The sequence below is a fragment of the Mycobacterium seoulense genome (assembly GCF_010731595.1).
GTDB classification, from domain to species: Bacteria; Actinomycetota; Actinomycetes; order Mycobacteriales; family Mycobacteriaceae; genus Mycobacterium; species Mycobacterium seoulense.
The window spans coordinates 4373486-4385708 of record NZ_AP022582.1 but is presented as its reverse complement, the minus strand read 5'-3'; the positions used below and the strand labels follow the sequence as shown (position 1 = coordinate 4385708).

Below are 12223 nucleotides of genomic sequence, written 5' to 3'. Positions count from 1 at the left end.
TCGCCCTACAGGGGGTCGACGGCGTCCTTCGCCTCGCGTAGGCCCGCGCCGGTCAACTGCTGGTACAGCTTGATCGCGGCGATTTTGTTCCCGGAACGGGCGAGGCCGACAACTTCCGCGGGCACACCGTTCTCGAATACGCCCGGCGCGGTAGCGCCCACGTCGCTGCCGAACGTCGGGCACGGGACCTCGAGCCTTTCGGACAATAGGCGCACCTGCTGTTCGAGCAGCGCGAGACGGCGGTAGATATGCGGATCTTCCATGCCATCACGATAATCCGACGCGACGCCGCCTCCACATCTCGATGGCCGTGCCCGCCCGCTTAGCTGCTCGTCGCACGCTGCGGCTGCGGCGCCCGGCATCCGGTCGTCGTCTTGGGCGTGATCACGATGTACGCGGCCCGCGACTGGAGGTAGTAGCGCAGTCGCAGCGCCCAAAGCCGTGCGTGCCTCAGCTCCACCGCCGCGAACTCCGGTCGCAGGTAGTAGCGCCATGCCATCCGGGCGGTCACCGCCGCAGGTGGCGCGCCGCGGACCGCTCGGGCATATCCGCGCACGAGGAGCCGGCCGGGGTCGTCCCGGCCCTCGCCCCCGAACAACAAGGCCACCTGTGACGTGGCGACCACATTGCGCACCGTCCACGATGACGCGGAGGTCGTCGTATAGATGCGGCCGCCGTGCGCGACAAACCACAACGGAACCGCGAACGGGGTTCCCTTCAGCGACCGACTGGCGACAATCATCACTCGCGAAGTCTGCAGCGCCGCAGCGAGTTCCGGCGAGCGAAAGGCTGGGACTTCGTCCGTCCGGCCGGCAGCCGTGAACGGAGTCTGCCGTGGTGGGGCCACCGGCGACGTCGCTACCTGACGAAGCGCTCCGTAATCCCAGGCCACGATTCGTTGGGGCATGACCCGGTAGGTGTGATCGCCTATGGCCTTGGCCATCCCTCGGACCGTCAACGAACGCAGCCGAAACCACTGTGGACCATCGTCGGCGACGACAACGACGTTGCGATCGGCAAGATCTGGACAGCCCTCCGGGACCTGGACGACGCGCGGCGACCACGCGGGGTCGACGGGGGCGTCAAGATTCACGCTCGCGGGCAGAACGAGGATCTCATCGTCGATGGTGACGGCCAACGCCGCCCGCGCAGGAGAGAGCGCCAAGTCGGCTACCGCGCTCGCCTCGACATCGCGAGTGATCACGAAGCGTGCCCTTCTGCGTAAAGCGCCCCGAGCACACAGTATGCCCCGTCAGCCCGCCGGCAGGATGTTCTGGTTGATGCGGAAGACGTTGCTCGGATCGTATTGCGCCTTGACCTCGGTGAGCCGCTGGTAATTCGGGCCGTAGGTCGCCCGGACCCGCTCCTGGCCCTCGTCCATCATGAAGTTCACGTACGCACCGCCGGCCGAGTACGGGTGGGTCGCGTCCCAGTAGTCGACGGCCCAGCGTTTCAACAGTTTTGCGTTCGCCGGGTCGGGGTCGACTCCGGCGATGACTTGCGAGAAGTTGGAATCCCGGTACGCCCATGCCGTCTCGGACGCACCGACGCGGTGGACCGCCCCGTCGATCGGATACAGGTGCATCGTGGAGTGCATGGTCGGCAGTTGTTCGCTGAAGCGGGCGTGGGCGGCCACCGCGCCGTCGGGCACCGTCCGGAAGAAGTCGCCGCGCCAATACCATTGCAGGCCTTTGGGATACAGGGCGTCGAAGGTGGACTGCAGTGCCGGGAAGGGCGCGGCACCCAGGCCGTCGAAGGCGGGCTCCATCTGCCGGACCGGCGCGAACGCCTCCTCGGCGCCCGCGGGGTCGCCCGTGTAGCACCAGACCACGGCGCAGGCCTTCTGCAGGTGGAACGCCTCGGGGAACGGCGCCACCGGTGGGACCGTCATGGCCGCGAAGAATCCGTAGAGATCCTCGTCCTGAGCCGGGATGAAATCCCGATACCACGTGAGGATGTCGGCGGTGGCCGAGGCGGGCCAGGCGGTGGGACCGCAGATCACCGTGTGGACCGGGTGCAGCCGGAAGGTGAACGACGTGACGACGCCGAAGTTTCCGCCGCCGCCGCGCAGCGCCCAGAACAGGTCGGGGTGCTCGGATTCCGACGCCGTCACCACCTTGCCGTCGGCCAGCACGACCTCGGCCTCCAACAGGTTGTCGATGGTGAGGCCGTGCTTGCGGGTGAGGTACCCGTGGCCGCCGCCGAGGGTCAGGCCGCCGACACCCGTGGTGGAGACGATGCCGGTCGGCGTCGCCAGACCGTACGCGTGCGTCGCGGCGTCGACCTGTGCCCACGTCGCACCGCCCTGTACCCGGGCGGTGCGCCTTCCCGGGTCGACGTCGACGAGGTTCATCAGCGACAAATCGATGACGAGGCCGCCGTCAACCGAACCGAATCCGGGACCGTTGTGGCCGCCCCCGCGGACGGCGACCGCAAGTCCTGACCTCCGGGCGAATTCGAGCGCGCCCGCGATGTCGGCAGCCGACTGACAGCGGACGATCACCGCCGGCCGTTTGTCGATCATGCCGTTGTGCAACGCGCGCGCCTCGTCGTAACCGGAGTCGTCGGGGAGGATTACCTGCGAGCCGAGCCTGGCCCGTAATTCATCGGTTGCGGTTGTGAGGCTCATCGCCCACACCTCCTTGGGTTTGCTCGCGGGTGTTGATATGGCGACGCTACGAGTCCGGTGAGCCGCGCGTCATGACCACAACCGAGCATTTCCGAGGCCTTCCACGATAGTCACATCTGACTATCGACCCACCCACACTGCCGCGGTTACCTTGTTTGCATGGCGCAGTGGGTGCCGCCCCCGCTCCCGGCCGAACTCATCGCTCGTCGCCGCGGCCCGCTGGTGGGTCGCGGCGCGGAACTCGCGGTGTTCGAGCAGGCCTGGGAGCGGGTCGAGCGGGGCAACCGCCAGGCGGTTTTCGTCGGCGGCGAGCCGGGGGCCGGTAAGACGCGGCTCGCCGCGGAGGTGGCGGGCACGCTGTTCGACCACGGCGTCGCGGTGCTCGTCGGAAGTTCGACGGCCGACGAGGATGTGCCCTACGCGCCCTTCGCCGAAGCGCTCGACCGGCTGCTGATCGCCGGTCCGCCGGGTTCGATGGCCGAACCACTCAGCGACGCGGGGTCGCAGTTGCGGCGACTGTCGCCGCAAGTCGGCCGGCATGTGCCGGACGACGGCCCCGCCGCGGACGCCGGGCCGGCGCGGCAGGCCCTCTTCGACGCGATGACCGGCTTTCTGCGGCGACTGGCGGTCGATCGCCCGATCGCGTTGATCCTCGACGACCTGCACTGGGCGCAGCTCCCCACGCTGGCGCTGCTCGAGCACGTCCTGATCGGGTGTGCCGACGTTCGCATGCTGGTCGTGATCACCTTCCGCACGACCGAGCCCGACCGGTCCGACGATCTGGCCACCCGGCTGGCCGAATTGCACCGGTTCGACGGGGTGCGGCGGCTGGATTTGGCGGGCCTGGACACCGAGGCGATCGCCGAGTTCGTGGCGCGCACCCAGCAGATGGCCCCGGCGTCGGCGCGCACGGCCGCCGCCCTGCTGCGCGAGAAAACCGGCGGAAACCCGTTCTTCCTGACCGAACTGGTCAACGACCTCGAAATCCGCGGCGGCCTGGCGACATTGGGGACGCATCAGACGGTCCCCGCGTCGATCGGAGACGCCATCGCCCGTCGCCTCGCCGGCCTGGGGGCCGGTGTGCGTGCGGTCATCGAGCAGGCAGCGGTGCTTGGCCAAACGTTCGACCTGCCGGCGCTCGTCTCGACATGCGAAACGGAGGTCGGCGCGACGCTGGCGGCGATCGATTCGGCCGAGGCCGTCGGATTGGTGCGCGCGGTCCACGACTCCGACGGTGAGTTCGCGTTCGTGCACGCGCTGACCCGCGAGGCGGTGCTCGCCGGGATGGCGGCCTCGCGGCTGCGGGTCATGCACGCGCGCGCCGCCGAGGCCCTCGAGGGACGCGCGGACCCCGCGCTCGTTCCGCGCCTGGCCAACCATTTCCTGCGCGCGCACGTGCTCGGCTACCACGACAAGGCGTTGCAGTACGCGCGCCGGGCGGCCCGGATGGCCGAACAGAGCCTGGCCTACGAAGACGCCGCGAAGTGGTTCGAGCGGGCGGCGTCGCTTCCCGAGCTCAGCCTCGCCGAGCGGGCCAGGCTGCACCTCGACGCCGCCGCCAACCATGTGCGCGGCGCCTCATTTGCGCTCGCGCGGGTTATCTACGAACGCATCGGCGCGATGGACGACCCGCTGACGCGGTTGGAGGCGGCCGTCGGCTACGAGGAGGCCAATTGGCGCCCCGGACAGTCGAATTCGAGGGCGGCCGACTTGCTGGCGTCGGCCCTCGAATCGTCCGGGCTGCAAGCCGATGACCCACGCTACGTGCAGGCGCTCGGCAGCTTCGGTCGAGCGCTGGCCTTCGCGGGCGAGGCGGCACGGGCCCGCGAGGTCGGCGCCGACGCGATCGAGCGCGCGCGGGCCATCGGCGACCCGGCGGTCCTGTTGCACACCTTGAAGACGAGCCTGTGGCAGGGCCTCACCCCGGAAATGAGTGCGGTCCAGGCGGAGCGTGCGGCCGAGGTGTCCGGCATGGCGCTGGCACGCCGCGACTACGAGTCATTGGGCGCGGCTTCACATTTCCACGCCCTGGTCAGCTACCTGGCCGGCCGGCCCGACGGCCTGGCCGCCGCGACCGCCGACATGCGCCGGGCGGCCCAGGCCTGCGGACAACCCTCCTTCGGTTTCGTCGGCGCCTGCATCGAGCAAGCGCTGGCCTACCTGCGCGGCGACTTCGCCGGCGCCGAACGATGGGCCGATCTCGCCTTGCGCACGGGGGATTTGTTCGGCGCCGAGGACACCGAGGGCTCGAATGGGGTCCAGATGTTCATGATTCGCCGCGAGACCGGCGATCTGAAAAGATTCGGCGGGTTCATCGACGGCAGCGAGACATTCGCGGGCCGCTGGGTGCCCGGCCTGCTCGCCCTGTACACCGAGCTCCAATGCGAACACGGCATGACCCGCGCGCTGAATCGGCTGCTCAACCGCAACCTCGGCGACCGCCTCGAGGATGCGCAGTGGCCGATGGAGCTGGTGTTCATGGTGGAGGCGGCATTGGAACTTTCCAACCGCGAAGCGGTCCACGCGCTGCGCCCGTTCGTGTCCCGCTATGCCGGGAAGAATTTGGTGGCCGGCCAGTTCGTCGCGCTGTTCGGCAGCGCAGACCGGTATCTGGCCCGAATGGCGGCGCTCTGTGGGGACGGCGCCGCGGCCCAGCGGCACTTCGCCGCCGCGATCGAGATGGACCGCCGGATGGGCTCGGTGGTCCACATCAGCGAGACGCTGGCCCGGCACGCGTTGTTCGCCGCGTCGTGCGGACGCACCGAAGAAGCTCGGCGGCTCGCCGGCGAAGCACGGACCGTCGCCGGCGCGATCGGCCAGACCCGGGTCGTCGACCTGGCGGATTCGGTGCTCGCCGCGCCTCCCATGGGTCCCGACGGTCTGACCGAACGGGAGGTCGAGGTGCTGCGGCTGCTCGCTGAGGGGTTGAGTAACCGGGCGATCGGCGAACGCCTGTTCATCAGCACCAACACCGCGGCCAACCATGTGCGCAACATCCTGATCAAGACGGGAGCGGCGAACCGCACACAGGCGGCGATGTACGCCGCCGATCACGAACTCCTGGGGTAACGCCGCGTCAGATGTCGGACAGCGCCCCGTCCGGCATCAGGCGGTCTTTCACTTCGACGACGGTGTCGGCGGGCAGGCCCGCACGGGCGGCCGCGGACCTGATGGCCTCCGGCGACGGCGCCTCATAGAGGCAGTACGTCTTCCGCTTGTCCGCCGACAGGAACGAATACATCCAGCGAACGCCCTCCAGGTCGTTGATCCGGTTGATACCGTCGGCAGCCTCGAGGCTCGGTTCCAATTCCTCGGCAAAGTTGCGCTCGACCATGAAGATGGGCACGGCGGACTCCTGTCACTGTCTTGAGTCGAGCCTAAGCCGTCGACGACGGTGAGGACACGGGAATTTTCGGCGGGCGTCAGTCCCCCGCCGACTCCGCCTGATCGCCGAGCAACATCTGCAAGGTCTCGCGCAGCTCGGCCAATCGCCGCCGCCCCAAAATCCGCTCCCAGCGTCCCTCCAAATCGACGGCGCTGGAACGCATTACCCGCAGTGCGTGCCGACCGCGCGGCGTCAGCTCGATGATTCGGGCCCGCGCGTCGAGAGGATTGGGCACCCGGGTGACGTAGCCATGTCGCTCCAGGCCGGTGATCGCCTGGGCCACCGCCTGGCGGCTCACTTGGAGCCGATCGGCCAGATCCGAGGCGTGCAGCCCCCCGGCCGCCAGCGGCATGAGGGCGACCGCTTGCGCCGGGCGGATCCCGTCGAGGCCCGCGGCGGCAAACGCCGCCCGCAACCGCGGCGCCCCGGACGCGGCCACCAGGTTCACCAGCGCAGGCACGGTGGGTTGCCAGTCGGGAGGCACGGGGCGTCGCATGGGGAGAGTGTGCCACCTGCGACAAAATTGACAAGTAACTTGTCAATCGCACCGCCGGGTGCCACGATGGCGTCATGCGATCCCGACGCGCGCGGCCCGTCAGCTTCTGCCTCGTCGCCGCCCTGGCCGCCGTGCTCGGTGGGTGCCTGGGCGGCGGCGGCCATGCGCTGGGAACGCCCGGCGCGCAATCGATCCCGATCGGTCAGTCCACCCAGAGCGTCGGCTCAGGCGGCGCAAGCCGGACCTTTCACCTGTACCGACCCCAGGGATTGACCGATGCGGCGCCGCTGGTGGTGATGCTGCACGGCGGCTTCGGCACCGGCGAGCAGGCCGAGCGGGCCTATCACTGGGACGCCGAGGCCGACGCCGGGCATTTCCTGGTCGCGTACCCCGACGGGCTCAACCGCGCCTGGAACGCCGGGACGTGCTGCGGCGAACCGCAGCGCGTGGACGCCGACGACGTCGGCTTCATCACGACCATGGTCGGCGCCATCGAGCAACAGATCCCCATCGATCGGGCGCGCGTCTATGTCACCGGCATGTCGAACGGGGCCATGATGGCGCTTCGGCTCGGCTGCCAGTCCGACCTGTTCGCCGCGATCGCACCGGTGGCCGGCACGCTCCTGACCGACTGTTCGCGCGCGCGGCCCGCGTCGGTGCTGCAGGTCCACGGCACGGCCGACGATCGGGTCCCCTACGACGGCGGACCGGGAAAGGCGTTCACAGTCAACGGGACCGCCCGCGTCGACGGCCCTTCCGCGCAGTCCGTCAACGCCACCTGGCGCGCCATCGACGCGTGCGGGCCGCCGACCTCGAGCACCACCGGCGACGTGACGACACAGATCGCCGGATGCGCCGACGGGCGCACGGTCGAGCTGATCTCGGTGGCCGGCGCGGGCCATCAATGGCCGGGCGGCGAGCCCAGCCCCCTTGCCGAGAAGCTCGCGGGCATCCCCGCACCGTCGACGGCGTTGAACGCCACCGACACGATCTGGCGGTTCTTCGCTCAGCACCATCGTTAGGACGGGGCAAATCTCTAAAATTTTAGAGAACGCCCTTCCGCCGGTGGCCTCCGATTGTTACCGTTCCGTAATGCGCCGGGTTGGGGGAGCTTTCGCCGTGCTGCTGGTCATCCTCGCCACGCTCGTCGGCCCGGGCATCGCCCGCGCCGATGGCGGGGACGAACCGCAGTACGCGGAGTTCTACACGCCGCCCGACCCCTTGCCGCCCGGCCAGCCGGGCGATCTGATCCGCACCGAACCGTCCCGACTGGTGCTGGAGCCATCGGGCCAGCTGGGCGCGATCATGGCCACCGGCACGCGAATCATGTACCGCAGCACCGATACCCGGGGCAACCCGATCGCGGTCACCGGCACCTACTTCGAGCCCTACAACGACTGGCCGGGCCGCGGGCCGCGGCCCTTGATCAGTTACGCACCGGGCACCCAAGGCCAGGGCAACCAGTGCGCCCCGTCGCGAATGTTCAACCAGGGCATCCACTATTCGGGCGGGTGGGACATCATGTTCAACTACGAGGAACTGTTCGTCGCGACGATGGTCGCCCGCGGTTTCGCGATCGTGATGACCGACTACGAAGGCCTCGGCACCACCTCCATGCACACCTACGTCGGCCGCGTGGCCGAGGGGCAGGCGGTCCTCGACGCCGCCCGCGCGGCCATGAAGCTGCCGGGAACATCGCTGGATCCCCATGGGCCGGTGGCGTTTTGGGGCTACTCGCAGGGCGGGGGCGCGACCGCGTCGGCGGCCGAGTTGGCGTCGGCCTACGCGCCCGATCTCCATATCGTGGGGACCTACGCCGGGGCGCCGCCCGCCAACCTCAAGGAGTTGTTGCCGTACGCGGACGGGAGCGTCCTGGTCGGCGTCGTCGGGTACGCCCTCAACAGCGTCATGGCCGCCTACCCGGAGTTCGCCGACGTCATCCGTTCCAAGATGACCCCGCGTGGGCTGGCGATGCTCGAATCAGTTTCGCGCCAGTGCGTCGGGCAGACCCTGCTGGACTTCATGTTTCGCCATATCCAGCCCTACTTCACCGAAGACATCAATCAGCTGGTCAACGAGGAGCCGTTCAACACCCTGTTCGAGGACCAGCGGCTCGGGCGCTACAAACCCAACGCGCCGGTGCTGATCAACAGCAACCACTACGACCCACTGGTGCCGTGGACCGCGGCCAATCAACTCGGTCGCGACTGGTGCGCCCAGGGTGCCGACGTGGAGTTCCGGACCAACGAGGAACCACCGTTCCTGAACAAGCTCATCATCAACCACGCGTTGCCCATGCTCGTCGACGGCGAGCCGGCCATGCAGTGGATCGCCGCCCGATTCAACGGAGAACCGACGGCACCCAACTGCGGCCAGTTTTAGACTGGACCAATCCCAGCACGCAGAAAGCACAACGCGCCCGAGCGGCGCCGCCAGCTCGCGGACGCCGCGATCGAGCTGCTGGGCACCAACGGGGTTCACGGCGTCAGCCACCCCCGGGTTGATGATCGCGCCGGCGTGCCGGCCGGCACCGCGTCGTTCTACTTCCGGACCCGTAAGGCGCTGCTGCACGCGGCCGCGGCGCGCGTGGCCGAGCTCGACGTGGCCGACTTTTCCCGGATGGCCGAGCTCGCCGAGGATCCGGCCGCGCAATTCACCGGCACCGCGGGGCTGGCCCGCATCGTCATGTACGTCAACAGCGAACCGTGGCTGACCCGCGCCAAGGCGCGCTACGAGCTCGCGTTGCTCGCGGGCCGGGACCCCGAACTGGCCACCACCCTGGACGAGTCCGCGCAGCGGCTCTACACCCTGGCCCGCGACGTCGTCGCCCACTGGCATCCGGACGGCAGCGCCCCCGACCCGGCGCTCGTCGAAGACCAGGCGATCGCCACGCTCGCCCTGATCAACGGGATCATGCTGACGTTCGTCGCGGGGCAGCCCGCGGTCGCAAGCGCCGACCACCTCGACCGGCTCATCCAGGGCGTCATCGCGGGCGTCGCCGTGGTTCGCGAGCGAGGAGATGGCGGCGGAGGTTGAAGCAACAGTGCGTCGCGGGGCCTCAGCCCTTGGAGGGTCTCAGCGCGCGGGTTCGTTCAGCATCCCGTCGATCAGCCGATGCAGCACCTGCCGGGTCTCCCGGCGCATGCGTTTCGGATCCTCGGCGGTGGCGATGAGCATGGCCGCCTCGTCGAGCGCACCGATCAGCACGTGCGCCAACGGCCGCACCGGTTGCTTGGGCAGCTGGCCGGCGCGGATGGCCTCGGTGATCAGCTGTTCGGTCATGCCCAGGCTGTACCGCTGGGCGACGTCGCGAAAACCGGCCCAGCCCAGCACGCTGGGGGCGTCCAGCAACATCAGCTGGCGAACCTCGGGATCGCCGGAGACCTCCAGCCACGCGTCGACCGCGGCACGGATCGCATCCGCCGGCGTGGTTGCCCCCGACCCGGCCACCAACGTGCCCATCCGCGCCATCACGTCCTGCTCCACGGCCTCCACGACCTCGCGGAAAAGCGTTGCCTTGTCCGCGAATTGGTGGTACATCGCGCCGCGCGTCACCCCCGCGGCGGTCGCGATCTCCGGCGTCCCCACCTCGGCATAGCCCCGACGGCCCCACAGCTGGCGGGCGGCCGCGATCAGCGCAACGCGGGTTGCCGCGGAGCGCTCTTCCTGGGTCCGTCTCTTGATTTCCATACAACCTGTTGGTAACTTACGAACAGACAGCCTGTTTGTAAGTGTATCGAAGTAGGAGTTCTCTATGCCGACGATCGACATTAGCGCCGGAATCATCCATTACGAAGCAACCGGACCCGACAGCGGCAGGCCGGTGGTCTTCGTACACGGGTACATGATGGGTGGCCAGCTGTGGCGCCAGGTCAGTGGCCGCCTTGCCGACCTCGGGCTGCGCTGCATCGCCCCGACGTGGCCGCTCGGCGCCCATCCCGAGCCGTTGCGCCGCGGCGCCGATCGAACCATCACCGGCGTGGCGGGCATGGTCGCCGAGGTGCTGGCCGCCCTCGGCCTCGAGGACGTGGTGCTGGTCGGCAACGACACCGGCGGGGTGGTCACCCAACTGGTGGCCGTCCACCACCCCGAGCGGCTCGGCGCCCTGGTGCTCACGAGTTGCGATGCGTTCGAACACTTTCCGCCGCCGATCCTCAAGCCGGTGATCCTGGCGGCCAAGGCGAAGACGACGTTCCGGGCCGTGGCGCAGGCGATGCGGGTGCCGGCTGCGCGCAAGCGCGCGTTCGACGGGCTGGCCCATCGCAACATCGACGATCTCACCGAGGCCTGGGTGCGCCCGGGGCTGTCCGACCCTCGCATCGCCGAAGACCTGCGCCAGTTCACCCTGTCAATGCGCACGGAGGTGACGACGGGCGTCGCGGCCCGGCTGCCCGAGTTCGACAAGCCCACCCTGGTCGCGTGGTCGGCCGACGATGTGTTCTTCGAGCAGGAGGACGGCGCCCGGCTGGCCGCCACCATCCCCAACGCCCGCCTCGAGGTCATCGAAGGCGCCAGGACCTTCTCGATGATCGACCAGCCCGACCGGCTCGCCGACCTGTTGTCCACGATCGCCGTGCGCACGTAACCGCCCGCGCCGCCGGCGGTAGCGTCTTGCCCATGTCAGATACGACGGCGCCGCTGCAAGGCCGGCGGATCCTGGTCACCGGCGGCGCGACCGGAATCGGCGCGGCCGCCGTCGGAGCCCTCGCCGCGGCGGGGGCCGAGGTGGCCGCCACCTATCACCAGACCCCACCGCCGGACGGTCTCGCGGCCACCTGGCTGCAGTGCGATGTGCGCGACGCCGACGCGGTCTCGGCGACGGTGCGGCAGGCCGCCGACCGCCTGGGTGGGCTCGACGTGTTGGTGAACGCCGCGGGGCTGTGGCAGGCCGGGATTCCCGGCTACATCAGCGTCGACGAGATCTCGTTCCTCTTGGACACCAACGTCAAGGCCACCATCCTGACCAACCAGGCCGCCTACGCCGTGATGAAGGGCCAGGATCCCAAGGGCGGCAGGATCATCAACTTCGGCTCGTCGGAAGCCGTGATGGGCAGCCCCATTTCGGCCGTCTACGCCGCGACCAAGGGCGCGGTCCAGGCGTGGACGCGCTCGGCCGCCAAGGCATGGGCGGGAGACAAGATCACCGTCAACGCGTTGGCGCCGGCGGTGCAGACGGCCGGCGCCGACCGGCTGCGCGAGTTCCTCGGCCCCGACGCCAGTGCGTTCATCGACCAGCAGATGCAGATGATGATCCCGCTGGGCGGCGCGCTGGGCGATCCCGCCCGCGATCTCGGCCCGATGCTGGTCTTTCTCGCCGGGCCCGGTTCCGGATTCATCACCGGGCAGCTGCTGGCGGTCGACGGCGGTCTGATGATGGTGGGCGGATAACGGCGGGGAATCAGCGTTGCTCGTCGTCTTTCGGCACGGCCGGTCGACCACCGTGACGTCGCCGGCCGGAGAGATCCATCGATCGTGATTGTGAGACCTGGCGATGAAATTCTCGCGCTCGATTCCTGAGCAGAATCAGCGACCTGTGCAACTCAAACAGCATGAGGCCATGTTCGCCGTTCAATACGAAGGGAGCCGCTATACACGCAGTGTTCGAAAGGGAATCCTGGGCAAATCTGGCATGAACATCCACAACGGGGTCGGTGGACGCCCTGCCAGTCTGGAATGCCGACGACGTCCATCAACCGCCGCGATTTTGCGACCT

12 protein-coding genes are annotated in these 12223 nt (G+C 69.0%); 6 read left to right on the top strand and 6 right to left on the bottom strand.

The features are described 5' to 3' along the window. Positions 1-5 precede the first annotated feature (5 nt). Genes G6N37_RS20325 through G6N37_RS20315 form a run of 3 tightly spaced genes read right to left on the bottom strand, consistent with a single transcriptional unit; the run spans position 6 to position 2629 of the window. The gene (locus tag G6N37_RS20325; RefSeq protein ID WP_163683196.1) at positions 6-263 is read right to left on the bottom strand and encodes a hypothetical protein; all 258 of its coding nucleotides are present in this window, start codon (positions 261-263) and stop codon (positions 6-8) included. Between the two features lie 59 nt (positions 264-322). After that, positions 323-1204: a pyridoxamine 5'-phosphate oxidase family protein gene (locus G6N37_RS20320; RefSeq protein ID WP_163683194.1), complete on the bottom strand. Its 882-nt coding sequence runs from the start codon at positions 1202-1204 to the stop codon at positions 323-325. A gap of 48 nt (positions 1205-1252) precedes the next feature. Further along, positions 1253-2629, bottom strand: coding sequence for an FAD-binding oxidoreductase (locus G6N37_RS20315; RefSeq protein ID WP_163683192.1), 1377 nt, complete (start codon positions 2627-2629; stop codon positions 1253-1255). Between the two features lie 159 nt (positions 2630-2788). Between G6N37_RS20315 and G6N37_RS26475 the strand changes: the two genes are divergently transcribed. Continuing rightward, positions 2789-5698, top strand: a complete 2910-nt coding sequence (locus G6N37_RS26475; RefSeq protein WP_163683190.1) for a helix-turn-helix transcriptional regulator — start codon at positions 2789-2791, stop codon at positions 5696-5698. Positions 5699-5705: 7 nt separating this feature from the next. On the opposite strand, the gene G6N37_RS20305 is transcribed toward G6N37_RS26475, so the two are convergent. Then, positions 5706-5975 (bottom strand): DUF4242 domain-containing protein, encoded by a 270-nt coding sequence (locus G6N37_RS20305; RefSeq protein ID WP_163683187.1) that lies wholly within the window; start codon positions 5973-5975, stop codon positions 5706-5708. A 76-nt stretch (positions 5976-6051) separates the two neighbouring features. After that, the gene (locus tag G6N37_RS20300; RefSeq protein ID WP_163683185.1) at positions 6052-6510 is read right to left on the bottom strand and encodes a MarR family winged helix-turn-helix transcriptional regulator; all 459 of its coding nucleotides are present in this window, start codon (positions 6508-6510) and stop codon (positions 6052-6054) included. A 74-nt stretch (positions 6511-6584) separates the two neighbouring features. Between G6N37_RS20300 and G6N37_RS20295 the strand changes: the two genes are divergently transcribed. From G6N37_RS20295 to G6N37_RS20285, 3 genes are all read left to right on the top strand, one after another. After that, the gene (locus tag G6N37_RS20295) at positions 6585-7532 is read left to right on the top strand and encodes an extracellular catalytic domain type 1 short-chain-length polyhydroxyalkanoate depolymerase (protein WP_163683183.1); all 948 of its coding nucleotides are present in this window, start codon (positions 6585-6587) and stop codon (positions 7530-7532) included. 70 nt (positions 7533-7602) lie between these two features. After that, a complete protein-coding gene (locus tag G6N37_RS20290; protein WP_163683182.1) occupies positions 7603-8892 on the top strand; it encodes a lipase family protein in 1290 nt (429 codons plus the stop codon). A gap of 75 nt (positions 8893-8967) precedes the next feature. Beyond that, on the top strand, positions 8968-9546 hold the full coding sequence (locus G6N37_RS20285) for a TetR/AcrR family transcriptional regulator (RefSeq protein WP_163685302.1): 579 nt from the start codon (positions 8968-8970) through the stop codon (positions 9544-9546). A gap of 39 nt (positions 9547-9585) precedes the next feature. Here the strand turns inward: G6N37_RS20285 and G6N37_RS20280 are convergent, their stop codons facing one another. Continuing rightward, positions 9586-10200 carry a TetR/AcrR family transcriptional regulator gene (locus G6N37_RS20280; RefSeq protein WP_163683180.1) on the bottom strand — a complete coding sequence of 205 codons (615 nt, stop codon included), beginning with the start codon at positions 10198-10200 and terminating at the stop codon, positions 9586-9588. Positions 10201-10264: 64 nt separating this feature from the next. On the opposite strand from G6N37_RS20280, the gene G6N37_RS20275 reads away from it, so the two are divergent. Continuing rightward, positions 10265-11095: an alpha/beta fold hydrolase gene (locus G6N37_RS20275; protein ID WP_163683178.1), complete on the top strand. Its 831-nt coding sequence runs from the start codon at positions 10265-10267 to the stop codon at positions 11093-11095. 32 nt (positions 11096-11127) lie between these two features. Then, positions 11128-11898, top strand: a complete 771-nt coding sequence (locus G6N37_RS20270; protein WP_163683176.1) for an SDR family NAD(P)-dependent oxidoreductase — start codon at positions 11128-11130, stop codon at positions 11896-11898. Positions 11899-12223: the final 325 nt, after the last annotated feature.

Coding starts and splice junctions, on each gene's coding strand:
- G6N37_RS20290 (WP_163683182.1), top strand. CDS start 7,603: ATGCGCCGGGTTGGGGGAGCTTTCGCCGTGCTGCTGGTCATCCTCGCC.
- G6N37_RS20280 (WP_163683180.1), bottom strand. CDS start 10,200: ATGGAAATCAAGAGACGGACCCAGGAAGAGCGCTCCGCGGCAACCCGC.
- G6N37_RS20275 (WP_163683178.1), top strand. CDS start 10,265: ATGCCGACGATCGACATTAGCGCCGGAATCATCCATTACGAAGCAACC.
- G6N37_RS26475 (WP_163683190.1), top strand. CDS start 2,789: ATGGCGCAGTGGGTGCCGCCCCCGCTCCCGGCCGAACTCATCGCTCGT.
- G6N37_RS20270 (WP_163683176.1), top strand. CDS start 11,128: ATGTCAGATACGACGGCGCCGCTGCAAGGCCGGCGGATCCTGGTCACC.
- G6N37_RS20300 (WP_163683185.1), bottom strand. CDS start 6,510: ATGCGACGCCCCGTGCCTCCCGACTGGCAACCCACCGTGCCTGCGCTG.
- G6N37_RS20315 (WP_163683192.1), bottom strand. CDS start 2,629: ATGAGCCTCACAACCGCAACCGATGAATTACGGGCCAGGCTCGGCTCG.
- G6N37_RS20295 (WP_163683183.1), top strand. CDS start 6,585: ATGCGATCCCGACGCGCGCGGCCCGTCAGCTTCTGCCTCGTCGCCGCC.
- G6N37_RS20325 (WP_163683196.1), bottom strand. CDS start 263: ATGGAAGATCCGCATATCTACCGCCGTCTCGCGCTGCTCGAACAGCAG.